The 25004-nt window shown below is 39.0% G+C and carries 25 protein-coding genes; 6 read left to right on the forward strand and 19 right to left on the reverse strand.

Going from position 1 to position 25004, the window contains the following annotated elements; translation table 11 throughout:
- The first annotated feature begins 14 nt into the window (after window positions 1–14).
- Window positions 15–1193 carry a hypothetical protein gene (locus GOM48_RS05170; RefSeq protein WP_235096331.1) on the forward strand — a complete coding sequence of 393 codons (1179 nt, stop codon included), beginning with the start codon at window positions 15–17 and terminating at the stop codon, window positions 1191–1193.
- Between the two features lie 33 nt (window positions 1194–1226).
- Here the strand turns inward: GOM48_RS05170 and GOM48_RS05175 are convergent, their stop codons facing one another.
- Window positions 1227–1583 (reverse strand): type II toxin-antitoxin system PemK/MazF family toxin, encoded by a 357-nt coding sequence (locus tag GOM48_RS05175; protein ID WP_235096332.1) that lies wholly within the window; start codon window positions 1581–1583, stop codon window positions 1227–1229.
- The gene (gene mazE, locus GOM48_RS05180) at window positions 1567–1782 is read right to left on the reverse strand and encodes a type II toxin-antitoxin system PemI/MazE family antitoxin (RefSeq protein ID WP_235096333.1); all 216 of its coding nucleotides are present in this window, start codon (window positions 1780–1782) and stop codon (window positions 1567–1569) included. Before mazE ends, GOM48_RS05175 begins: the two co-directional genes overlap by 17 nt.
- 209 nt (window positions 1783–1991) lie before the next feature.
- Between mazE and ylqF the strand changes: the two genes are divergently transcribed.
- Genes ylqF through GOM48_RS05195 form a run of 3 tightly spaced genes read left to right on the forward strand, consistent with a single transcriptional unit; the run spans window position 1992 to window position 5172 of the window.
- Complete coding sequence (ylqF, locus tag GOM48_RS05185) at window positions 1992–2843, forward strand: ribosome biogenesis GTPase YlqF (RefSeq protein WP_125399489.1); 852 nt, start codon at window positions 1992–1994, stop codon at window positions 2841–2843.
- A complete protein-coding gene (locus tag GOM48_RS05190; RefSeq protein WP_235096334.1) occupies window positions 2830–3609 on the forward strand; it encodes a ribonuclease HII in 780 nt (259 codons plus the stop codon). Before ylqF ends, GOM48_RS05190 begins: the two co-directional genes overlap by 14 nt.
- Before the next feature lie 12 nt (window positions 3610–3621).
- The gene (locus GOM48_RS05195; RefSeq protein ID WP_235096335.1) at window positions 3622–5172 is read left to right on the forward strand and encodes a ClC family H(+)/Cl(-) exchange transporter; all 1551 of its coding nucleotides are present in this window, start codon (window positions 3622–3624) and stop codon (window positions 5170–5172) included.
- A gap of 717 nt (window positions 5173–5889) precedes the next feature.
- Here the strand turns inward: GOM48_RS05195 and GOM48_RS05200 are convergent.
- A complete protein-coding gene (locus GOM48_RS05200; RefSeq protein ID WP_235096336.1) occupies window positions 5890–6657 on the reverse strand; it encodes a hypothetical protein in 768 nt (255 codons plus the stop codon).
- 115 nt (window positions 6658–6772) lie between these two features.
- On the opposite strand from GOM48_RS05200, the gene GOM48_RS05205 reads away from it, so the two are divergent.
- Together GOM48_RS05205 and xerS are read left to right on the forward strand one after the other, a co-directional pair.
- A complete protein-coding gene (locus tag GOM48_RS05205; protein ID WP_235096337.1) occupies window positions 6773–7168 on the forward strand; it encodes a DUF6680 family protein in 396 nt (131 codons plus the stop codon).
- 366 nt (window positions 7169–7534) lie between these two features.
- Entirely contained in the window at window positions 7535–8605 is a 1071-nt protein-coding gene (xerS, locus tag GOM48_RS05210) for a tyrosine recombinase XerS (protein WP_235096338.1), read from the forward strand.
- A gap of 76 nt (window positions 8606–8681) precedes the next feature.
- On the opposite strand, the gene GOM48_RS05215 is transcribed toward xerS, so the two are convergent.
- The 16 genes from GOM48_RS05215 to GOM48_RS05290 all read right to left on the reverse strand — a co-directional run bounded on the left by GOM48_RS05215 (window position 8682) and on the right by GOM48_RS05290 (window position 24874).
- Window positions 8682–9323 carry a hypothetical protein gene (locus GOM48_RS05215; RefSeq protein WP_235096339.1) on the reverse strand — a complete coding sequence of 214 codons (642 nt, stop codon included), beginning with the start codon at window positions 9321–9323 and terminating at the stop codon, window positions 8682–8684.
- A gap of 103 nt (window positions 9324–9426) precedes the next feature.
- The gene (locus GOM48_RS05220; protein ID WP_070657676.1) at window positions 9427–10416 is read right to left on the reverse strand and encodes a lipoate--protein ligase; all 990 of its coding nucleotides are present in this window, start codon (window positions 10414–10416) and stop codon (window positions 9427–9429) included.
- Between the two features lie 195 nt (window positions 10417–10611).
- Window positions 10612–12315, reverse strand: coding sequence for a dihydrolipoyl dehydrogenase (lpdA, locus tag GOM48_RS05225; RefSeq protein ID WP_265324765.1), 1704 nt, complete (start codon window positions 12313–12315; stop codon window positions 10612–10614).
- Window positions 12316–12361: 46 nt separating this feature from the next.
- Window positions 12362–13405: a dihydrolipoamide acetyltransferase gene (locus tag GOM48_RS05230; protein ID WP_235096340.1), complete on the reverse strand. Its 1044-nt coding sequence runs from the start codon at window positions 13403–13405 to the stop codon at window positions 12362–12364.
- A 108-nt stretch (window positions 13406–13513) separates the two neighbouring features.
- Window positions 13514–14506, reverse strand: a complete 993-nt coding sequence (locus GOM48_RS05235; protein ID WP_008808674.1) for an alpha-ketoacid dehydrogenase subunit beta — start codon at window positions 14504–14506, stop codon at window positions 13514–13516.
- A 16-nt stretch (window positions 14507–14522) separates the two neighbouring features.
- Window positions 14523–15491: a thiamine pyrophosphate-dependent dehydrogenase E1 component subunit alpha gene (locus GOM48_RS05240; protein ID WP_000105373.1), complete on the reverse strand. Its 969-nt coding sequence runs from the start codon at window positions 15489–15491 to the stop codon at window positions 14523–14525.
- A gap of 178 nt (window positions 15492–15669) precedes the next feature.
- Complete coding sequence (locus tag GOM48_RS05245; protein ID WP_000283627.1) at window positions 15670–17010, reverse strand: MATE family efflux transporter; 1341 nt, start codon at window positions 17008–17010, stop codon at window positions 15670–15672.
- Window positions 17011–17051: 41 nt separating this feature from the next.
- A complete protein-coding gene (locus GOM48_RS05250) occupies window positions 17052–18320 on the reverse strand; it encodes a dihydroorotase (protein WP_000924511.1) in 1269 nt (422 codons plus the stop codon).
- Between the two features lie 12 nt (window positions 18321–18332).
- The gene (locus GOM48_RS05255) at window positions 18333–18797 is read right to left on the reverse strand and encodes an NUDIX hydrolase (RefSeq protein WP_001135768.1); all 465 of its coding nucleotides are present in this window, start codon (window positions 18795–18797) and stop codon (window positions 18333–18335) included.
- 9 nt (window positions 18798–18806) lie between these two features.
- Entirely contained in the window at window positions 18807–19460 is a 654-nt protein-coding gene (locus tag GOM48_RS05260; protein WP_001164853.1) for a uracil-DNA glycosylase, read from the reverse strand.
- Window positions 19461–19521: 61 nt separating this feature from the next.
- Window positions 19522–20214 carry a YjjG family noncanonical pyrimidine nucleotidase gene (locus GOM48_RS05265; RefSeq protein WP_001146400.1) on the reverse strand — a complete coding sequence of 231 codons (693 nt, stop codon included), beginning with the start codon at window positions 20212–20214 and terminating at the stop codon, window positions 19522–19524.
- A 131-nt stretch (window positions 20215–20345) separates the two neighbouring features.
- A complete protein-coding gene (locus tag GOM48_RS05270; protein ID WP_001055022.1) occupies window positions 20346–21440 on the reverse strand; it encodes an AI-2E family transporter in 1095 nt (364 codons plus the stop codon).
- 9 nt (window positions 21441–21449) lie between these two features.
- Window positions 21450–22739 carry a hypothetical protein gene (locus GOM48_RS05275; protein WP_000411457.1) on the reverse strand — a complete coding sequence of 430 codons (1290 nt, stop codon included), beginning with the start codon at window positions 22737–22739 and terminating at the stop codon, window positions 21450–21452.
- 340 nt (window positions 22740–23079) lie between these two features.
- On the reverse strand, window positions 23080–23496 hold the full coding sequence (locus tag GOM48_RS05280; protein WP_235096341.1) for an immunity 70 family protein: 417 nt from the start codon (window positions 23494–23496) through the stop codon (window positions 23080–23082).
- An 86-nt stretch (window positions 23497–23582) separates the two neighbouring features.
- Window positions 23583–24086 (reverse strand): hypothetical protein, encoded by a 504-nt coding sequence (locus tag GOM48_RS05285; RefSeq protein WP_235096342.1) that lies wholly within the window; start codon window positions 24084–24086, stop codon window positions 23583–23585.
- A 245-nt stretch (window positions 24087–24331) separates the two neighbouring features.
- Window positions 24332–24874 (reverse strand): ClbS/DfsB family four-helix bundle protein, encoded by a 543-nt coding sequence (locus GOM48_RS05290; protein WP_235096343.1) that lies wholly within the window; start codon window positions 24872–24874, stop codon window positions 24332–24334.
- Between the last annotated feature and the right edge of the window lie 130 nt (window positions 24875–25004).

The following is a 25004-nucleotide window of genomic DNA, read 5'->3' on the forward strand; positions in this document are numbered from 1 at the left end:
AGAAAGGAGACCTCATGACACTTCCAGTTAGAAAATCCCTTCATGATGCAGTTTTACAAGCTTCAAAAGCTGATACTTGGGATCAAGCTACCAAGGAATGGAATGAAGTTTCCTTGATTTTTAATGGTATTGGCCGTAGTAATTGTGTTTGTGGGAACGCCATAAAATACGCCTACGAACTCTTTAATGGAGTTACAGGCCAACGTCTCTTCCCTATAGGAAGCGACTGTGTTCGCCATTTTCATCGTATTAGCCTCGATCGGCAACTAGAAGAGGAAGAAAAACTACTCAGAAAAGTTGAAAAACTAACCAGAAAGGCCCAGAAAAAGGAAAAAATCAATATCAATAAAAGCGATTTTGACGAACGACTTCTAAAATGGTTTTGGGAAAAAGGTGTTTTCAAAGCCAATCGTGGCAATCAATTCGCACCTGAGAGAGACTATCAGCTCTTCCTAGAGGTCTTTCAAGGCGGAAGTTGGACCAAGGCAGAGCCAAAGAAGAAAGCTCGTATGGAAGAAGTGCTGGAAAAGTGTATCAAACCTTTTCTACTTGGTAAGACCGATGACCAACTCTACCTTGTCAAACTAGGCAAGGAGAAAATCGACTACGAGCAGCATTTACGGATTCAAGCGGAGAAAGAACGCAAGAAAAGAGATAAAATCGCCAAGCAATACGCTGACAATCTCATTCTTGCTATGGGACCTGCAGAACGAGCCTATCAAGATTACTTTGGCTTTACAGAAACCTTGACCCAAGAAGAACGAAAGTGGGAAAAAATCCTCTTTGGTAAAAATAGAGACGAACGGGCTATCAAGGCTAAACAAAACCAAAAGGAGCTGGAAAAGGATCAGCGAATTGCGAATCAAGATCCGATTGAACGAAAGCAAAAGCAGACTTGGCTTCTTAATTCTTATTTTCGGGATTTGCCTGATGAAAAAGCTAGATTTTCTCGTCTCTTATTAGAATATCGAAAAAGTGGAGAAGTATCCTTTTCAGACGATTACTTATCTAAGCATCTCATCGACTTTTTCTACAAGATGAAGGCCTTTGAGTTTGAGATTGCGCCAGAACGAGTCCGAGATTTTCTAAAAGAATGCCTTCAGGCAGAACATCTATCATCAGCACAAGAAAGCTGGATTAGAGGCATTCTCCTCAATTGCCTTCACCCATTTTTAGATAGATTGCTCATATAGAAAAAATCCTACCTTGTCTATGCATGGTAGGATTTATGTATCTTCAAAAATGTATTGGTAAAGTTGGACGACTTTCTGAAAACATTGTGTGTCCATTCTTGTTATTTTTTGAGCATTACGAATCCGAAAATCAAATGTATATAGTTGAAATGGATTGACAGCGCCATCTACCTTATCCGACGAGACAGGAACGAGCAAGCCTTTTTCTGCCAAACGTTGTTGGCCATGAGTGATGGGACAGACAGCCACAAAACCAGTTTGCAAGGCATATTCTCTCCTAGAAACTACCAAGGCAGGTCGCCGTTTCTGGATTTCTCGACCGACTGATGGATCAAAGTCCAGCCAAATGATATCCTGCTTTTCAGGAATATAATCAGATTTCGCTATCAATAATTTTTACCCCTTGAAAATCATTTGTCATTCTTAAGTCAGCAATCCCATCAAAAGGATCTTTTAGCTTAGGAGCCAAGACAATAACCCCATCAACTCCTTTGTAGACAACCATTTCTTGACCTTCCGTCATCCCCAAATTTTTAGGAATGGTCACAGTGAGAGAATTCCCCACCTTCCGAGTCTTTACTGTATTCATCGCTCTACCTCCGCGAATTTGTATACACTAAGTATATACCTGTCAGCAAAAAAAGTCAAGTAAACGTTTAATTACATAAATTAAGTTATGTTATATAGCGTGATTTTATTTTAGTCAAAGTCTGTGCAAAAGCACCTAATTTATGATAGAATAGATGGTGAGAAAGAAAACGTTTTATTACGTTTTTTTAGTCGGAAGGGGAAAATATTATGGCTACTATTCAATGGTTTCCGGGCCACATGTCTAAGGCTCGGCGACAGGTTCAGGAGAATTTAAAATTTGTTGATTTTGTGACAATTTTGGTGGATGCTCGGCTACCCTTATCTAGTCAAAATCCTATGTTAACCAAAATTGTTGGTGATAAACCCAAACTTTTGATTTTGAACAAGGCAGATTTGGCTGATCCATCAATGACTAAAGAATGGCGTCAATATTTTGAATCACAGGGGATTCAAACACTGGCTATCAATTCTAAAGAGCAAGTGACTGTAAAAGTTGTGACAGATGCGGCTAAAAAGCTCATGGCTGATAAGATTGCACGCCAGAAAGAACGCGGTATCAAAATTGAAACCTTGCGGACCATGATTATCGGAATTCCAAATGCTGGTAAGTCAACTCTCATGAACCGTTTGGCTGGGAAAAAGATTGCAGTTGTCGGCAATAAACCAGGTGTTACCAAGGGGCAACAATGGCTCAAAACCAATAAAGACCTTGAAATCCTAGATACACCAGGGATTCTTTGGCCTAAGTTCGAAGATGAAACCGTCGCTCTAAAACTAGCCTTGACTGGAGCTATCAAAGACCAGTTGCTTCCTATGGATGAGGTGACCATTTTTGGTCTTAATTATTTCAAAAAACATTATCCAGAAAAGCTAGCTGAACGCTTCAAACAAATGAAGATAGAAGAAGAAGCGCCTGTTATCATCATGGATATGACACGTGCCCTCGGTTTCCGTGACGACTACGACCGCTTTTACAGCCTCTTCGTCAAGGAAGTCCGTGATGGAAAACTCGGTAACTATACCTTAGATACATTGGACGACATCGATGACGACGATTAAAGAAATTAAAGAACTTCTTGCTACTGTCAAAGACTTAGACAATCCCCTTTTTCTTGAACTGGAAAAGGATAGTCGTTCTGGAGTTCAAAAGGAAATCAACAAGCGTAAAAAAGCCATTCAGGCTGAACTGGATGAAGACCTTCGCCTGGAAGCTATGCTTTCTTATGAAAAAGAACTTTATAAACAAGGAGTGACCCTAATTGCAGGTGTTGATGAGGTCGGACGTGGTCCTCTGGCTGGCCCTGTAGTCGCTGCAGCTGTTATTTTACCTAAAAATTGTAAGATTAAAGGCCTCAACGATAGCAAGAAGATTCCTAAAAAGAAACATCTGGAAATTTATCATGCTGTTCAAGACCAAGCCTTATCAATCGGCATTGGAATCATGGATAATCAGGTCATCGACCAAGTCAATATCTATGAAGCTACCAAACTAGCCATGAAGGAAGCAATCTCCCAGCTCAGTCCGCAACCTGAGCACCTCTTGATTGATGCCATGAAACTGGAGTTACCAATTTCACAAACCTCCATTATTAAAGGAGATGCCAACTCTCTCTCTATCGCAGCCGCATCTATAGTGGCCAAGGTGACACGGGATAATATTATGAAGGACTATGACAACCAATATCCTGGCTATGATTTCGCTACTAATGCAGGCTATGGGACAGCTAAACACCTAGAAGGACTGGAAAAATTAGGTGTCACCCCAATTCACCGAACCAGTTTTGAACCAGTCAAAACACTGGTTTCAACTAAGAAAGATAAGTAAGAGGAAATGATTATGGAGGAACAGTCAGAAACACTCAGTTCCAAGAAAGAATTTGCCTTTGCCTCAAGCACCATATTATCCCAAGTTGGACGAGGAATCATTGTTGGTCTCGTCGTCGGGCTAATCGTCGGATCTTTTCGTTTCTTAATCGAAAAGGGTTTCCATCTGATACAAGGACTTTATCAAGATCAAGCGCACCAAGTGCGCAATCTTTTTATCATTGGTCTATTTTATTTAATCGTTTGCTGGCTTAGTGCGAAACTAACTCGGTCAGAAAAAGATATCAAGGGTTCAGGAATTCCTCAAGTCGAAGCCGAACTAAAGGGACTGATGACTCTTAACTGGTGGAGTGTTCTCTGGAAGAAATATGTATTAGGGATTCTTGCTATTGCCAGTGGCCTTATGCTAGGTCGAGAAGGACCAAGTATTCAACTTGGAGCAGTTGGTGGTAAAGGTATAGCCAAGTGGCTCAAATCTAGTCCAGTAGAGGAACGTTCCCTGATTGCCAGTGGAGCTGCTGCAGGTTTAGCAGCTGCCTTTAATGCACCAATTGCAGGTCTCCTCTTTGTTGTAGAAGAAGTCTATCACCATTTTTCCCGCTTTTTCTGGGTCTCAACTCTAGCAGCCAGTCTCGTAGCAAACTTTGTTTCTCTGCTCATATTTGGCCTAACACCCGTACTGGATATGCCAGACAACATTCCTCTTATGACCCTAGACCAGTATTGGATTTACCTCTTTATGGGAGTTTTTCTCGGACTTTCTGGTTTTCTCTATGAGAAGGCTGTACTCAATGTTGATCGAATTTATGACTGGATTGGTCAAAAAATCCATTTGGATAAAGCTTATTATCCAATCCTAGCCTTTATCCTTATCATACCAGTCGGGATCTTCTTGCCACAAATCCTTGGTGGTGGAAATCAGCTTGTTCTTTCCCTAACTGAGCAAAATTTTAGTTTACAAGTTCTATTAGCTTACTTTTTGATTCGCTTTGTTTGGAGCATGATTAGCTATGGAAGTGGCCTCCCAGGAGGAATCTTCCTTCCCATTCTGGCGCTAGGTTCCTTACTTGGTGCCCTAGTTGGTGTCATTTGTGTCAACCTTGGGCTTGTCAGTCAGGAGCAATTCCCTATATTTGTCATTCTGGGAATGAGTGGCTACTTTGGGGCAATTTCCAAGGCTCCCTTAACCGCTATGATACTCGTAACCGAGATGGTTGGAGATATTCGCAACCTCATGCCACTTGGCTTAGTGACCTTGGTCGCCTACATCGTCATGGATCTACTCAAGGGTGCTCCAGTCTATGAGGCCATGCTCGAAAAAATGCTACCAGAAGAAGCGACAGATGAAGGAGAAGTCACCCTCATTGAAATTCCTGTATCTGACAAAATCGCTGGAAAACAGGTTCACGAACTAAACTTGCCACATAACGTACTCATCACCACCCAAGTCCATAATGGCAAAAACCAAACCGTTAACGGCTCAACTAGAATGTATCTTGGTGATATGATTCACCTAGTGATTCCAAAAAGTGAAATTGGAAAAGTCAAAGATTTGTTGTTGTAGGCAATATTTACATAATTTATGTTATGTATTTTGAATTCTAGATTTTCAATAAATTACTTTAGAAACCGATTCTCGAGCAGAGATCGGTTATTTTTTCAGATAAGATATTTCACATATAACTAATTGAACTTTGGTAAAAATAAGACTATAATTAAGACTATAATTAAGTTAGAAATGATAAATCATAAAGCTAGAAAGGAGTTTACTGTATCAAATCTGTACAGTAAGATTAAAATCATGAAAAAGAAAACAATAGCAATTATACAATGTATTTTGTATCTCATAGCTCCTTATATAGCTCTTCAGTTATGTAGAATGAACAGAAGTTTCGTTACTGATAATCTCTTTTTTATTTTCCTTATTCTGCTGACTATTTCATTCTGGTTTAGTATTTGGAAACTAGAAAAAGCACTAGATAATGATTCACAATAATAACTCCTAAGACTTGGTTCTGTATTTCATAGATCTAAGTCTTTTTTCTATTTTATTCCTTTTTATAAAAAACCAAAAATTTATGTACAATTGACTTAACAAGAACTAAACCATTGATATAACTGAATTAGAAGCGTAAAGTACATTCTTTAAAAAGTGTATTTTATTTTTGTTTTGTACATTATTCTGGAGTGGTGTTTTGTATGTTTTATAGTTCATCATATTATCAAATCTAAGAAATTGATTTGTACATTTTTAAAAATAAAGTAGCTATTTTATTGATAGCTACTGTTCTTGAGTTTGAACTTCTTTATTAAGTTCATTTAATAAATTGTTAATTTTTGATTCAACTGATACTCTTGTTACTTTTAAGATATTTTTTGGTTTTAGAGAAGGATTACTAGGATTGTTTACTTCAAAACAATTTTCGTAATTTTTCAACTCAGGAATTGCTTCGTACCATCTTTTGAAAGAACGAGTCAAGATTATTTTTACATCTTTTTGTTTGATACGATTTTTAATAATGTCAAAAAGGAATTTTTGAGTTGGAAGATAATCTTTTCCTGCTAGTTTATCACAACGATCATCATAAGAGATAGAATGATAAGGAAAGAATTCTGCAAGAGCAATATTTTTAGTAATTGTCTTTAATGAAGTTAGAATTTCTTTTTTATCTATTATCCAATCTTTCAGTTTTTCTCCCCAGTATCCTAAATTATTATCAGTTGAAAATTCTAAAGCGTGAAAATTCGTTGAGTTTAATTCAAGATTGTTTTTTATTTTATTTGCGTATTCTAGATCTGATTTATAGTCATCTTCATAATCTCGACTATAGCAAGGATTCAAGCTTAGAATAATCACACTAGCGTGCTGTATATCACCAACAAAGTGTTGAGGATAGACTTCAAGTTTTAAAGCGTATTTAGGGTCTTTTGATAGATAAGATTTTCTTTCGATAAACTGTTTAATATATTCCCAGTCGTCATCAGCAACTATTATTTTGCTACCATTGTAGTCTCTTGGAGCTACACCAATCCAAGGATTCTTCATCATATTAACCTCTATTTCATATTTATAACACTATTTTAACACAAATATGAATACTTCCTAAGATAAAAAGTAATAATTAATGATATAATAGTATTTATAAAGCGAAAAGATATTAAGAATGGATATTAATACTGTAATCACTTCAATTATAACATCAGGAATTATTGGTGTCTTTATTTCAGAGTATTATCAACGAAAAACCTTGGTTAAGAAAATGAAGAGAGATTTTGTTATCGAATTTTTTAGTTGTAGATTTATGTTGAAAGATGACCATAAAGGGGATACTACTGAGTTAAATAAAACATTGGGTAAAATCCCTATTATTTTTTCAGATAATAAAAAGGTGATTGAGTGTTACGACAATCTTTTTACTGACAATAGTAATAAGACCTTATTAAGATTGATTAAAGCAATGTGTAAAGATAAAAATGTGAACATTGATATTTCTAGTTGGGATGATGATATGATTATGCGAGTATTATCCGTTACCAAAGAAGAAAATATTTTTTCATAATATACTTCATGTAGTAGATGTAAAAGGTTAATTATAAAAGGAGAAACTATGGCTAATAAGAGAACATTTTGTTCCTTATAGGAAAATCTAAAAACAGGTTCAAATTTGAACTTGTTTTTTTATCATAGATTTTTATAAAGTACATTATTTTAAAAGATTGTATTTTTAGTTTTCAAGTTGATAATGTACAGAATTTTAGTATGCGAAAGATTTAGTTTTCACGTGAATAAAGTACATTATTTCGAGAAAAATTTTTTTGGTTAACCAATAGAGCTCCTATATCATCTTTCCGAAAAACTATAATTTTCTTGAAAAATATACGAGTCTATGCTATACTACTAGTAGACTTATATATGGAGAGAACACATGAAACGTGAGATTTTACTGGAACGAATCGACAAACTAAAACAAATCATGCCCTGGTATGTTCTGGAATACTACCAATCTAAGCTTGCTGTCCCCTATAGTTTTACAACCTTGTACGAATACCTTAAGGAATATGATCGATTTTTTAGCTGGGTTTTAGAGTCTGGGATTTCAAATGCTGATAAAATGTCTGATATTCCTTTATCGGTTTTGGAAAACATGTCAAAGAAAGATATGGAATCCTTTATCCTTTATCTACGAGAACGACCTTTGCTGAATGCTAATACAACCAAACAAGGTGTTTCACAGACAACTATCAATCGGACCTTATCAGCTCTTTCCAGTCTTTACAAGTATCTAACTGAGGAAGTTGAAAACGACCAAGGGGAGCCTTATTTCTATCGTAATGTAATGAAGAAAGTTTCAACTAAGAAAAAGAAAGAAACCCTTGCTGCCAGAGCTGAAAACATCAAGCAAAAGCTCTTTCTAGGTGATGAAACAGAAGGTTTTCTGACTTATATCGACCAAGAGTATCCAAACCAGCTCTCAAATCGTGCCTTATCCTCCTTTAATAAAAATAAGGAACGTGATTTGGCCATTATCGCCCTTCTCCTAGCGTCTGGTGTCCGCCTATCTGAAGCTGTTAATCTGGATCTAAGAGATCTCAATCTCAAAATGATGGTTATCGATGTCACTCGAAAAGGTGGCAAACGTGATTCTGTCAATGTCGCTGCCTTTGCCAAGCCTTACCTAGAGAATTATCTCGCCATTCGAAATCAACGATATAAGACTGAAAAGACGGATACAGCACTCTTTCTGACACTTTACAGAGGTTTTCCCAATCGTATCGATGCTTCCAGTGTTGAAAAAATGGTTGCTAAATACTCAGAGGATTTCAAAGTGCGTGTAACACCCCATAAACTACGCCATACCCTAGCAACTAGGCTCTATGATGCAACTAAATCGCAAGTTTTAGTTAGCCATCAGCTAGGTCACGCCAGTACACAAGTCACTGACCTCTATACCCATATCGTCAATGATGAACAAAAAAATGCTTTGGATAGTTTGTGAAATACATAAAATAAATTATGTAATATAGATCGCACTTAAAAACGAAAGACCAATTCCTTTATCTTTCGTTTTTTATTTATTTAAACTCAATCCAGTAGTTACGGTGTGGCTCTATAATTACTGGTTTACCCCAAAAGGCTTTCAGATAAGCTAAATTTGCGTGGCTTACTGGTCTTTTTGCATCATTATATTGCTCAGCGCTCTCTTTAGTTAGAAAGCATTTTACTGCTTCATAAGAAGTTCCATCAGCTGATTCTCTTTCGATTCCCATATACGAAATTTCGTCACCTTTTTTAAGACTGTCAGTCAACAGTTTACCAATAAAATACACTGTCTTATCCTTCATCAGTTCATAAGCTTTACCATTTTCCAGTCGGTTATTTGCTGCAGCGTACATAATACAAAAACTATCAACAATGTCTTTCAAAGGCATTAAGTCCTCTTTCTTTACTTTGATTTCATCGGGAAGAAGACCGCCAATTATAAGATTTTGGAAATAGGCTTGCTGGATTACATTATCTAAAGCCATTCCTAAAGGTATTTGAACAGCTTGGTATCCTAAAGGCTGCAGCTCTTTATTTTTCTTATCATAATGTTCTTGTGTGATACTTATATTTAAACTTTCTGTTTGGGAAATTTCTTCATTTCTATAAAAAGCAACAACATTGCGGTCTAACTGTTCAAATAGATTAAGACTTTCTACTGGAATTTCTAACATTAATGAATAACTCCTTTTCATTTTTCCTCTCTATTATACTCTAATCAGCTTGATTATCAAGTCTAAATGTAATAAAAGAATCCATCTTAAATGGATTCTTTTATTATCCCACTACTGCTTCAGCTATTTCTTCACGGCTAATGCCAGCAAAGTAGCGTGTAATATCAATAGTTTCTAGAGCCTTAAGAACATCTTCGCGTTCGTATTTTACTCCACGAAGGACATCTTCTACAGCTGCAACGTCTTCGATACCAAAGAAGTCTCCATAAATCTTGATATCTTGGATTTTTGATTCAATGACGTTGGCAAAAACTTCAACCTTACCACTGGTGAATTTTGTACCACGACGGACGTTAAATTCAGGTGATTTACCGTAGTTCCAGTCCCAAGTTCCAAACTTAGTATCCTTGATGCGGTTGATTTCGGCCAATTCTTGCTCAGAAAAAACGTATTCAGTCATCTCTGGGTACTCTTTTTTCATGTATTCCAATAGCAAATCACGGAATTCTTCAACTGTGATTTTTTCTGGTAATTCATTGATAATATTGGTTACACGGGCACGGACAGATTTCACGCCTTTTGATTCAAATTTATCTTTTGAAACCTTGAGGGCGTTAGCAAGGACTGATAAATCAACGTCAAAGAGCAAGCAACCGTGGTGCATGATACGACCATTGATATAGGCTTGGGCATTTCCACAGAATTTCTTACCGTCAATCTCAAGGTCATTACGACCTGTAAATTCAGCTTTAACACCGAGTTGAGCCAAGGTATTGATTACTGGAGTTGAGAAGCTCTTGAAGTCAAAGGCCTTGTTTTCGTCTTCTTTTGAAATGATGGTGTAGTTGAGGTTGTTTAGATCGTGGTAAACAGCCCCACCACCACTGATACGCCGAACCACCTCAATACCATTTTCTCGGACATAATCACGGTTAATTTCTTCAATAGTATTCTGGTGACGACCTACAATGATAGAAGGTTTGTTAATCCAAAGAAGGAAGATTTGATCCTCATCCAAAAGGTGTTTAAAGGCGTATTCTTCCAAGGCGATATTAAAAGCAGTGTCGTTTGAATGATTGATAATATATTTCATAGTATTTCCAAAAATTTAGTTTTTAAATTCTGTTCATAGCAATCAAATTTTCTAAAGTGGTAAAAAGAAATGTAACGTGTTATCGTTACATTTCTCGGAAAAATTGAGACAAGAGACTCAATTTTTAGGCATGGAACTCTAATAGAGGTGGCTGCCGTCCGTACTACTTTAAGAAAATTTAGTTGAAAAACTTATTTATTTTTTCTTAGGTGAATGGATAGCCATTCCTAGAACATCCGCAAATGCTTCGTACATCACTTCAGAGTAAGTTGGGTGTCCATGGATAGTCTTCAACATTTCCTCAACAGTGATTTCCATTTCGATAATGCTTGATGCCTCGTTAATCAGTTCTGCGGCTGCAGGACCAATGATGTGCACACCAAGGATTTCCCCGTATTTCTTATCAGCGATAACTTTTACGAAACCTTGAGCAGCATCAGATGCAATGGCACGACCGTTTGCAGCAAAGTTGAATTTACCGATAGCAACATCGTATTTCTCACGGGCTTGTTCTTCAGTCAAACCTACTGCTGCTACTTCAGGAAGAGTGTAGATTGCTGCAGGAGTCAAGTTCAATTTGGCAACAGCATGATTTCCTTTAAGGGCATTTTCAGCAGCAACTTCCCCCATACGGAAGGCTGCGTGAGCCAACATCTTCGTACCGTTGATGTCACCTGGTGCGTAAATGCCTGGAACAGAAGTTTCCATGTATTCATTGACCTTGATACGTCCACGATCCAATTCAAACTCAACATCACCAATACCTTCAAGGTCTGGCACACGACCGATTGAAAGAAGAGCTTTGCTTGCGATGACATCGTCTTTTCCTTCAACCTTGATACGAAGTTGACCATTTTCCTCGATGATTTCTTGCAATTTTGTACCTGTTAGGATAGTCATACCTTTGCGTTCCAAAATCAAGCGAAGATTCTTAGACACTTCCGCATCCATAGCTGGAACGATACGATCCATCATTTCGATAACAGTTACTTTTGAACCAAATGTCATGAAGGCCTGACCGAGTTCGATACCGACAACTCCACCACCGATGATTACGAGGCTCTCTGGAACTTCGTTCATTTCAAGAATGTCATCGCTGGTCATCACAAGTGGAGATTCCATACCAGGAACGTTAATCTTGCTGACTTTTGAACCACCAGCAAGGATAATTTTCTTGGTTTCAAGCAATTCAGAACCATTTACCAAGACATTCTTGTCTTTAGTAATAGTACCAACACCCTTATGAACAGTAACTCCGTAACTACGAAGAAGACCTGCAACACCACCTACCAAGGTATTAACAACTTTAGATTTTGTTTCTAAAAGTTTGTCCATATCAACAGTGAAGTTTGGATTTTCGATGACGATACCACGGTTTGCTGCATGACCGATGTTTTCGATAATTTCAGCGTTGTGAAGGTAGGTCTTAGTTGGGATACAGCCACGGTTCAAGCAGGTTCCACCGAGTTCAGATTTCTCAACAAGGGCAACCTTACCACCGAGTTGGGCAGCTTTAATGGCAGCCACGTATCCAGCAGGACCTCCACCAATCACAACGATATCAAAGGCATCATCGCTCTTGCCATCGTCATTTGAGGCACTAGCTGCGGGCACTGGGCTAGCTTCTGGCGCTACAGCACCAGCTGTTGGGATGTTTTCTCCTTCTTCACCAAGGTAACCGATGACTTCCGTTACAGGGACAGTTTCACCATCTCCTTTGAGGATGGCAATCAAGTATCCATCTTCTTCGGCTTCCAATTCCATGCTGACTTTATCAGTCATGATTTCCAAAAGGATTTCTCCCTCTTTTACAAATTCACCGACTTTCTTATTCCATTGGACGATTTGTCCTTCTGTCATATCCACGCCGGCTTTTGGCATAATTACTTCTAAGGCCATGTCTTACTTCCTTTATCTATATCTCTAAAAATAAATACTGTATTTTTTAAACCAACATTGAAATTGGATTCTCAATCAAGGCTTTTAAGTCTTTCATAAACTTAGCACCAGCCATACCATCTACGACACGGTGGTCAATAGTTAATCCTAGACTCATGATAGGGCGAATCACAATCTCACCATTGACAACAACAGGTTTCTCAACTGTTGAGCTAACCCCGAGGATTGCTGAGTTTGGTTGGTTAATAATCGGACCAAAGGACTGAACACCAAACATTCCCAAGTTACTTATTGTGAAGGTTGAATTTTGGAGTTCGCTTGGAGCTAATTTACCATCCAAGGTACGACCAATCACATCCTTAAAGGCTACAACCAACTCTGACAAGCTCATTTTTTCAGCATTATAGACAACAGGTGTCATTAGGCCGTTATCCATCCCAACCGCCATCGCAAGGTTGACATAGTTATGAGTGATAATGGTCTTGCCATCTTCAGTCAATGAAGCATTGATGTAAGGGTGTTTCATTAAGGTCTTTACAACAGCGAGTGAAAGAAGATCTGTAACCGTTACTTTCTTACCAGTTGCTTCCATAATCGGCTCAAGAACCTTCTTACGAAGAGCCAACATTTCTGACATATCGACATCATAGTTGAGCGTGAAGGTTGGCGCAGTTAGGTAGGATTCAACCATACGTTGGGCGATAACCTTACGCATTGGCGTCATCGGGATACGCTCAATCTCACCATAAGGAGTGATATTGTCTGGAACTTCTTCCACTTTTTCGATTTGAGCAGGAGACTTGATGGTGTCGTTTTCGATATTTTCAGGAAGCAAGGCCAAAACGTCCTTCTTCATGATCTTACCACGGTGACCTGTTCCTTGGATTTCCTGCCAAGCAATGTTATGTTCAAGGGCAATTCGTTTTGCAAGTGGCGAAATGCGAACCACGTTTGTGTCTTTATAAGTTTCCACGTCTTCTTTGTGGACACGACCGTTTGCACCTGAGCCAGAAACGTCGTAGAGGTTGATTCCTAGATCATCCGCTAACTTTCTAGCCGCAGGAGTCGCTCTTAGCTTGTCATCAGCCATGACCTCTCCAATTCTATACTAAGATATTAAGGACGAAAAGAGTTCTGCACCTAAAAGATACAAAGTTTCTCGTCTTTTTTATTTTATTTACATAACTTATATTATGTATTATTCTTTGTTATATGTCTTACGGATTGTATCTTTGATGCTTTCAACTGTTGGAATCATTGCATTTTCAAGGTTTTGCGCGTAAGGCATTGGCACATCTTCTCCGGCGCAACGGCGGATTGGTGCGTCTAGATAATCAAATGCTTCTGATTCTGAAATAATAGCTGAAATCTCTCCGATATAGCCACTTGTTTTGTGGGCGTCGTTGACCAGAACGACCTTACCAGTCTTCTTCACTGAGTTAATGATGATATCCTTATCAAGTGGAACGAGGGTACGTGGGTCCACAATTTCAACTGAAATTCCCTCTTCTGCTAATTCTTCAGCAGCTTGAACCACACGGCGAAGCATTTTTCCATAAGTAACGACTGTTACATCTGTACCTTCGCGTTTGATTTCCCCAACCCCAAGTGGGATTGTATAGTCTGGATCAACTGGCACTTCCCCTTTTTGGTTAAATTCTGACTTGTATTCAAGGATGATAACAGGGTTGTTATCACGGATAGAAGACTTGAGAAGTCCTTTCATGTCAGCAGGTGTACCTGGAGCTACAACCTTAAGACCTGGGATGTGTGTGAACCAAGACTCTAGAGACTGAGAGTGCTGAGCTGCAGAACCAACTCCGTTACCAGCTGCACATCGGACAGTCATTGGAACCTGACCTTTCCCACCAAACATGTAACGTGTTTTAGCAGCTTGGTTGACGATATTGTCCATGGCAATGACCGAGAAGTCCATGAAGGTCATATCGACGATTGGACGAAGTCCTGTCATGGCTGCTCCTGCTGCTGCACCTGAGATAGCAGCTTCAGAAATCGGACAGTCACGAACACGTTCTGGACCAAATTCTTCGAGCATTCCAACAGAAGTTCCGAAGTCTCCTCCAAAGACACCGACGTCTTCTCCCATCAAGAATACATTTTCATCGCGACGCATTTCCTCAGACATAGCAAGGATAATGGTGTCACGGAACGACATTGTTTTTGTTTCCATTTTTATCTCTTTCTCCTTAGTCTGCGTAAATATCTTCAAATGCTGATTCTAGTGGTGGGAATGGGCTTTCTTCAGCAAATTTAACAGAAGCTTCTACTGCTTCCTTGACTTGTGCTTGAATTTCTTCCAATTCTTCTGCACTTGCAATATTGTTTTCAATGAGGTATTTGCGAAGGTTTTCGATTGGGTCTTTTTGTTTCCACAATTCCACTTCTTCACGAGTACGATATTTACCAGGGTCAGATGATGAGTGGCCAAGCCAGCGATAGGTTACACTTTCGATCAAGACTGGGCCATTGCCACCACGAACATGATCTACAGCTTTCTTAAATCCTTCATAGACATCGATGACGTTGTTCCCATCTTCGATAAACATTCCAGGAATTCCATATGCCGCACTACGTTGATGGATATGCTCTACATTGGTCATTTTCTTGATATCCGCAGAGATCCCATAACCGTTGTTAATGCAGTAGAAAACAACTGGCAAGTTCCAAATAGAAGCCATGTTGACTGCTTCGTGGAAGACACCTTCGTTGGTCGCACCATCTCCAAAGAAGCAAACGACGATTTTTCCAGTGTTTTGCATTTGTTGACTGAGGGCTGCACCGACAGCGATTCCCATACCACCACCAACGATACCATTGGCACCGAGGTTCCCAGCATCCAGGTCAGCGATGTGCATAGAACCACCTTTTCCTTTACAGGTTCCAGTGTATTTCCCGAGGATTTCAGCCATCATTCCGTTGAGGTCAATCCCCTTAGCAATAGCTTGCCCGTGTCCACGGTGATTTGAGGTAATCAGATCATCTGGATTAAGAGCCAGCATCGCTCCGACGTTAGCAGCTTCCTCTCCGACAGAAAAGTGAGTCATACCGGGAACTTTCCCCTTTTTCACTAACTGAGCGATTTTTAAGTCCATGCGACGGATTTCTTCCATCTTACGGAACATCTCTAGCAAAAGATTCTTATCTAAAGTTGACATAATCTTGCCTTTCTAACTTTGTACTTACCTTACTATTTTACCTTTTTTAGTATACGCTGTCAAAGTATATGGCTAATAAAAATTCACAATATAAAAAAATAAACCCCTGTTAAAACAGGGATTCTCTCTAGTTAGAGTATTTTTTCACAAAGTGCTTTTTCAGGATATTTTCCAAAAATTAGCTCAATCTTTTCATTACGGTTTTCAGACGCCATTGATACAAACAACCAGAAACAATCAAGCTGGCAATTAACCCAATCCAGTAGGCAAATGCCCCTAAGTCAGTTACTTGATCTAGTAGATATCCTAGTGGTATCGCTACTCCCCAATATCCGATTAAGCCAAGATAGAAAGGAACGATAGTGTCCTTATACCCTCTTAAAATTCCTTGGAGCGGAGCCGCAAAGGTATCAGCTAGCTGGAAAAAGAGACTGTAGGTTAGAAATACAGCAGTTGTTTCAATGAACTGAGAGTCATTCCCATATAGACTTGCTACACGATCTCTAAAAATGTAGAGAAAAGATAGGGTAAGACCTGCAAAAATAAGGGCGGTTACTCTCCCCAGACGAGCATAGATTTTTGCATCCTCAAAACGTTTGGCCCCCACCTCGTAAGACACAACAATCGCCATAGCAGAGGAAATACTCATAGGAAAAGCATACATGAGACTCGAAAAATTCATAGCTGACTGGTGACTGGCAATGATGAGCGATGAAAACTTAGCCATGATTAGTCCAACCACGGAGAAAATGGCTACTTCAGCAAATACGGTTCCCCCGATTGGTAGACCTAATCGAACACCTTCCTTGATTTTATCTATATTTAGTGGAATGCGTTTTTCAAGATGTAACGCTTTTAACCTTTCTTGTTTGAATAAAACAAGAATAGAAATCCCCAATAAAACCCAATAGGCTAGTGAAGTTCCTAGTCCTGCTCCTGCGCCACCAAGCTCAGGGAAACCGAAAGCTCCATATATCAAGAGATAGTTAAAACCACTATTGAGCGGAAGTAATAGGAGCATGAGGTACATAGATAGCTTGGTCAATCCAAGAGAATCCAACAAAGAGCGAATGACACTGAACAGCAACAAGGGAATAATTCCAATAGACAGGTACCAAAGATAGGAAACTGCAACTGCCGCCACTTGAGCTTCTAGTCCGATGTTGGTTAAGACAGGTGGCGCTAAGAATACTACCATTCCAAGCAAGACCAAAGACAGTCCGAAAGCCAAGTAGATAAATTGGTAAAAATCAGATGCTACTTCTTCCTTTTTGCCCCGTCCCAGATGATGGCCTATGATGGGAACCATGGCCGAAACAATCCCTGTTAAAAAAGTAAAGAAAGGATTCCATAGACTCGTTGCGGTTGACACCCCCGCCAAGTCCATGGTATTGTACTGCCCAGTCATGGTTGTATCAACAAAAGAGGCAGAATAATTGGCAAATTGATAGATCAGAATAGGGAAAAATATCTTAAGAAATAAGACAAACTTGTCTTTAAATTGATGGGTTGGATACATATACGCTCTCTATTCTTATAGTTTCTAGAGCAGAATCCCATCTAGTTTTGGTAGACAATTTGTCCCTTGCAGATGGTATATTTAACCTGCCCTTTTAAAGTTTCACCGATAAATGGGGAATTAGCTGCTTTTGACGCAAAATGGGAGTCCACAAGGCGGTCAGCCTTAGCGTCAAAGATAGTGATATCCGCTGGACCATTCTCAGCCAAGTAACCTGCTTCAAAGTTGTAAAGCTTGGCTGGATTGACAGTCATTTTTTCTAGCAATTCCATCAAGCTCAACTCACCAGCTTCCACCAAATAAGTCAAACCAAGAGAAAGAGAGGTTTCCAAACCTGTCATACCAGATGGTGCTTTGGTGATATCTTCAACATTTTTCTCATCTGCATGGTGAGGCGCGTGGTCCGTTGCGATAACTGTGATAACACCTGACTTGAGACCTTCGATAACGGCACGACGGTCTGACTCCAAACGAAGTGGAGGATTCATTTTGGCATTGCTTCCTTGAGTTAAAAGAAGAGCTTCTGTCTTAGAGAAATGCTGTGGCGCTACTTCTGCTGTGACCTGCGCACCTAGTCCTTGAGCAAACTCCACCACCTTGACACTTTCTTCCTTAGACAAATGCTGAATGTGAACATGGGCCTTGGTTGCATAGGCAATCATAACATCGCGCGCAATCATAGCGTACTCAGCCACTCCTGTCGCTCCACAGATATGGAAATGTTCTTTAGCGATGTTTTCGTTAAAGCCAAGAATTCCATTCAAACCTGGATCTTCCTCATGAAGGCAGATAAAGGTATTGAGTTTTTTGGCTTCTACCATTGCTTCCTTAACCACTTTACTACTTTCAAGCGGAATTCCATCATCTGAAAAACCAACGGCTCCAGCTTCTAAAAGAGCCTTAAAGTCTGTCAAGTCTTGGCCATTAAAGTTCTTGGTAATAGTCGCAACTGTCTTGACGTTAATCTTTTCCTTGGCAGCAGACTGGAGAACTTCTTTCAAAGTCTCTACGTCCGAAATGGTTGGACTAGTATTAGCCATCATGACAACGGTTGTAAAGCCACCTGCAGCGGCTGCTAGGGCCCCAGTATGAATGTCTTCTTTATGAGTTTGACCAGGTTCACGGAAATGAACATGGATATCGACTAGTCCAGGCGCAACAACAAGGCCCGTAGCATCAATTAGCTCTGCTCCTTCTTCCTTGATTTCGGCAGCTATTTTGACAATTTTCCCATCTTGCACTAAAACATCACACACTTGATCCAAACCAGACTTGGGATCCATTACACGACCATTTTTGATTAGTAGCATCTGCTTTCTCCTTTATTCATAGAAATCAACTTGGGTATCCAACAATTTATCCCCATCATAAACAAACTTTGCTGAAAAGAAAGGTTTATCTTCTAAAAGCCACTCAACAAAGGTGTGATCACCCTCCCAAGTTGGCTTGCTTAAGACTTCATCATAGGGAACCCATTCTAAGGTCCCCTCATTGCAGTCAATCAAGTCACCCTCGAACTCTGTCACCTTAAAAACATAGGTGTACCAGTCTAAATCTGGCGTAAATTCAGGAAAAGTGATAACACCTTTAAGTACTGGCTTGGCTTTGAGCCCTGTTTCTTCGAGGATTTCACGCGCTGCACATTCCTGTGGAGTCTCACCTCGCTCTAGCTTTCCACCCACACCAATCCATTTGCCTTCATGGACATCGTTGGGCTTCTTATTGCGATGGAGCATGAGCAGTTCTTTTCCGTTATCAATGTAGCAAATCGTCGCTAACTGAGGCATATTCTCTCCTTATCTAAACCAATCGATTGGCACTTGTCCTGTCTCTTTTAAGAATGCATTGGCCTTGGAAAAAGGCTTGGAACCCCAAAATCCTCTATAAACCGATAAAGGACTAGGATGGGCTGATTCGATAACCAAGTGGTGAGGATTGGTAACCAAGGCCTTCTTCTTGCGTGCATAAGCACCCCAGAGTACAAAGACTACAGGTCTGTCTAGATTATTGACAACCCGAATCACAGCATCTGTAAATGGCTCCCATATCTGCCCAGCATGACCATTGGCCTGCCCAGCAGGAACCGTCAAGCAAGCATTGAGAAGCAAGACTCCCTGCTCAGCCCAAGACGTCAAATCATGAGATTTCTTAACGCCGATATCATCTGACAATTCTTTTAAAATGTTTTGCAAGGACGGCGGAGCTGGGATTGAGTCAGGTACAGAAAAACTCAAACCCTGCGCTTGACCTGGCCCGTGATAGGGGTCTTGCCCTAGAATCACCACCTTCACTTCTTCAAGCGGTGTAGTCAAGAGAGCCTGAAAAACTTTTTCCTTAGGTGGATAAACAGTTCCCTGAGCATAGACCTGTTCCATAAATTGATTGATTTTCCCAAAATAACCTTCAGGTAATTGCTCCTTAATCAAAGCATGCCATGATGAGTGTTGCATCGCCAACTCCTTCATTTTTACTGCCTCTATTATAGCAAAAAGTGGCTATCTAAACCACTTTTTACAGTTTATCTAAACAATCCAGCAAGTCTTGGTAAGAATGGACTTCATAAGTTGGCTGGACTTGTGTGTGATTTTCAAGGCGATGAGGGTTGTACCAGATAGTATCAATTCCAGCATTATTGCCACCTTGAATGTCGGCGGTTAGAGAATCTCCAATCATCAGGGCCTTTTCTTTATAAAATCCAGTAATCTGTTGACCAATTTTTTCATAGAATAGTGCATCAGGTTTTTGCGTTTGCAACTGCTCAGAGATAAAGACTTGGTTGAAATAGGGAGCCAGACCTGATTGAGCCAGACGACCCGTCTGGATGGCAGTAATCCCATTTGTCGCAGCATACAAATCATAATCACGTTCGATGAGGCTGTCCAAGAGTTCATGAGCACCCGAAAGAGTTTGTCCCTGTTGGGCTAAGTAAAATTGGTAACGCTGAGCAAGTAACCTACCGTCTTTTTCCTGTCCAAAATGCGCAAATAGACGAGAAAAGCGCGTGTTAACCAGCTCTTGTTTACTGATTTTCTTTTGCTCCAACTCCTTCCAGAGAGCCTTGTTCATAGGAACATAATAGTCTTTATAGGCTTGAATGTCCGCAACTCCTTCTTCCTTTAGAAGTTGCGTCAAAGCCACATCCTCAGCAGCATCAAAATCAAGCAAGGTGTGGTCAAGGTCGAAGAGTAGAAATTTGTAGGGCAATTTGAAGTTTTCCTTTCTAAGGAGATAAAATAGTCTCATGAACCTTCAAAACAGGAAAAGAGACAAAGTCCAAGTAATTATTTTATTTTCTTCTTTCACACAGATAATTTATTTAACAAGTCTCATTAAATTTATTTTTTATCTAGCTGATTTTCCTTTGCAACGACAAATTCCTTAACCAATCGATAGATAACAGCAAATATCGGTGTAAAGAATATCATCCCAAGTAAGCCAAAGAGATTGCCTCCGATACTAGCTGCTGCAAGTGTGAAAAGAGCTGGCAAACCAATAGACTGACCTACAACTCTAGGATAAATAAGGTTTCCTTCAATCAGCTGTATAACTTGATATAGAAGAATGGAAAGTAAGGCTTGAGTAGGACTCACTGTGAAGATAAAAATCGCTCCCACAACACAAGCAATCATAGGCCCTACATAAGGAATGAACGATAGCACTCCTGCAAAGATACCTGTCATTACCCCATAAGGTAGGCCAAATAGGCTATAGCCAACCGCTACCATAACTCCTATTATAACCGCTTCAATCAGCTGACTCATCAAAAATTGGTCATAAGTCTCTAGTGCTACTTGTCCAACGTAAGTCAACTTTATCACCACCTTCTCTGGAAGTAAAACTTTTAGAAGTCGACTCGTCATCTCAGCCAAATGTTCCTTACTAGATAAAAATGAAAATGTGAAGACTATAATCAGGAAAGCATTCATCAAACTTGAAAAAATATTGCCGATATTACTAGTCAGACCTGATAAAAAACCTATCAAAGCTTGGCTAATAGAACTAGATTCTCCCTGTATGCCTGATACGATAGTTGACAACATGTCTTTGGTTACAAATTCCGAGCTGTCTAGCAATTTCCCAAGTTTAGTGAGGACAGTTGAAAGGACTGTTCCCAGCTGACTAATAGTCTGAGATAGGGTTGGCAGTATCAAAACCAAAAGACCAATCACGATCAAGATAAGAGCTAGGAAAACAAGAACCATGGCAATAGGACGACACAACTCTGCCTTTACCTTCATTTTAACTAGGAACTGTTCAATTTTTTTCATAGGAACATTAAGCACAAAAGCAATAACAGCACCATAAATCAAGGTTGATGTTACATCAAAGAGAGAGATTGCTCCTGATATAAAGCTCGATGCATTCAGAATTACAAGAGCAACCAGCCCTATAAAAAGGATTAACGGGGTATATTTTTTAACTAAGTTCATAAATTCTCCTTAATAAACATGTTTAGATACGACTATACTATTTGGTTTTTCAAACTCTCGATCAAGGTAGGCTTGGTAAGTTCCTGGAGCGATAAATCCTTTGGGTGAGAGGATATCGGTGCCAGCCTGACCGACTATGGTATCAGCCAAGAGCACACAGTTTGTAGATAAGACAAAGTAGGATTTAAACTTAGATTTGATAAATTTATAAAGTTCCCCATCTGTCTCATGTCTGATTTTATAAGCGTAGGTGTAGTCTTCCTTACCATCACCTGTCATGATTTTATCTGCACTTGGCTCCCATGGAATCGTCAGTTGTTTCAATTCAGCCAACTTTTTCTGAACTGCTTTTTCCATTTCAGGCGTCAAATCTATCCCATAACCAAAAAGCGTTTTTTGACTCTCACGTTTACATAGGTCAATGTACTTGTCACGATCACAGAAATATAAGACACCATCTCCTACCATGCCAAATAAGATCTCAGAAGACGGATCATAGTTGCCATAAGAAATAACACGGCCTTGATAGCATATATCCACATGACCAATTGCCGAAAACAGAGAGGTCTCAGCTGTATGAACAAAAATTTCAAGCTCCGCTGTCTTACCAGACTTCACCATTCCAAGATGGATATCCTCTCTCTCATCAGCATTTTCCTGCATGAATTTATTGATTTTTGCTAAAGTACTTGCAGGGATGAGAGCGGCTAGGACAATAGGTAAGCTCATTCTTACACGACGTTTGAGATGGTTTTTCCCAATTTCCTCCTCAAACAAGAAACCGTCACGGATATTGGACACACCATAAAGGAAAAAATAAGCCCCTAATACAAAGAGTTGAAAGACAGAATTTCCTGTAGAGGACAAAAGACTAGTCCCACCAAGAAAAACTAGTACGAGTCCATCTAGTAAGAGACGAAAACGAGGTCGAATTTTGTTTTTGCGGTAGAGAACATAGGTGACAAGGTTGATAGTAGCATGAAAAATCTGATAAACTCCAATCACAAGAGCCAAAATATAAATCGGCACATCCGTCGCAAGATTCGAGCCTAGCAAATATCCCAGCACTAACAATTTAACCAGTGCAACTCCCAAGGTGTCCGTTGACTGACTTTTTTTGAAAATACGTAATACTAAATCTAAGACCGTTGCTATCCAAGCTAAAAACAGAACCAGTCGAATAACCGTTACTGGCAACCAAGTCCCCGTAACCATCAAGATAAGACCTAGCAGAACAAATAAGAAACCCTGAGCAAGTAATTTCCTACCTGTCAGACCTAAAGATAGAATTTTTTCCATAAAAGACCTTTCAAAAATAATAATTAAGCCATTTGAGAAAACTAACGATTATGTCAATCGTGGTAAAAACCAATCAATGCCATCAACTCATCATGACTAGCAAATCTGGTGAAGATCCTGACTTTCATCACAAAAATCAAATCAGTATTTTTAATGGTTGACTAGAGGTGAGTAATAACATAGAAAAGTAATTTTTCATTCATTTTTGCACATTCTCTATAACTATTTGATTTATTCCATTAAGTAATTTCGAAGAGTAGAAATTTATTGAACATTGAGCTTCCTTTCTGAGTTTCATTAAGAATATTATAGCATAAATGAACCTTTGATTTATTGAGTTTCAAATACTTTTTACACTCACATTTTGACCGTGCTCAAATGCAAATCTAAAACTAGTCAGCAAAACTTCGAATAAATCTTTTCCGGAACTCGTTATGAAATAATGCGATAAATTTGTTATATGCTCTGCGATATTATTTCCCCAAGGAGGAGTGAGTGACAAATCTTCAAAATCCCATATAACATCCTGAGGGAGAAATTTTTTCAACTCCTCTTGGATAGATACCAACTCAGCTATTCCTCTTTCAACAGATTCAAAAGGAACATCTCCCCAGTAAAGCTTATTCATTATTACTGGGTATCTACTTCCCCACTCATTATTCTCTAATCGAATGAAAATAGTCGAAAAGAATGAATTAAAAAGACTCCCTTCTCCTATAGTCCACCAATTATAACCAACCATTAACCCTACAGACATAGATATTCTCCTATTCATTTTTAATATTATTTAACGTCAAATAAAGTTTTATATTGATAGTATCTAAAACATACATTCATTATCCCCTACCCCAACTCCTTGGCTATTCTGCTTTTTTCAAGTTTTCCCTTAACAATTCGTTTCCATAAAACAAGTAGATTCAAACTATAAGATAAGCGTACGAGGAAATAATTAATCCATTCGATAAGGGCAAAAAGCTGTATTAGTGTGGCTATAATAGCCACTCGAACACTCTGTGTGTTCCAGACTATAAAAGGAAAGCCTGAAATAAGTAAAACAAGGTCTAGTATTCTGAAACAACCATATAGTTTGGGAACAGTTCCACTTCCGAACTGAGGTTTCGACAGCCTTCTAATCAAAATTGCCCAATAAATTGAACCTTGAAGCAAAATAAATATCAGTAAAGACAGAGGATAGAGAATGGTTACTAGACTATTCACATCACCAAGCCTATTTTTCAAAAGAAAAAAACAAAACCAAATAGATAGGACGGCTGTGAACTCTCCCAAACAGAGGGACACCAACTCTTTTTTAACTTTCTCTTTTTGTATGCTCATCATTTCCCCCATCTATCTATCATCCTATATCAGAAAAAAGCTATTCGAATCATTTTCTAGTTAACATTTCTCAGAATCAAGCTATTCTAAGCATCGAACAGTTCAATCCCTTTAATATCAATGCATTTCTAAACTTAGAATTGCTATAAAATAAATGTTTTAGGGCTGTTCTAAGTCTATGACGGTTTTAAATTTTAATTTTTGAAGGATCCTAAAGCTAGAAGAGCTTAAAAATCACGAGAACTAAAGCACTTCAACTAGCTAGTCTTACAATTTTTCTGATGAGCTTTAAGTTTTTTGATAGCCCAATCATAGTGACTGGAGATACTACTGACAAAGTAGGAACCTAGACTTGTCCCTCCCGTCCACTTATAGACACCTTTGTTAAAGAGTTGGTCACTGCTAAAGCCTTCCATCAACTCTAAAACCTCTTTATGCGATTGCTCTAGTAACCTAGTCGCTTCTTCTAAAGACGTTTTCTGGTGCTTCTTCCAAATAGCGACATTCATTTCCCCATAAGTTTTCCAATTATAAGGCTCAGGGAGAAAAGGTCGTTCATGTCCCTTTTGATTAGAATAAACCCAGGTCAAAAGTAACTGATGCCATTCATAGAGATGGATCAGGACATCCCGTAGATTTTTATCTCTTTTCCAGTGAGCTTCTTTTTTCTTTTGGTCTTTTGAAAAATCAAAAGGAGTCTGTAGTTCCTCTTCACTTAATTTAGATATAAAGTGATTAAGTTTTTCATAGTTTTCCTTAGAGGTTAGCACTAATTCCTCTTTTGTTCTTGGTCTAGGCATAGGCGTTCTCCCTTCATTTTCAACTAGAATAAGCTATTTTCTTACTTCATTATACCATAATCAAAAAGCAGTTCTTCATTTTACGAAAAACTGCTTTTACTGGCTAATTTCTAAAGTTTAAGAGCATCCC

Origin of the sequence: Streptococcus oralis (genome assembly GCF_021497885.1) — a bacterium.
In the GTDB taxonomy this organism is placed as follows: Bacteria; Bacillota; Bacilli; order Lactobacillales; family Streptococcaceae; genus Streptococcus; species Streptococcus oralis_BQ.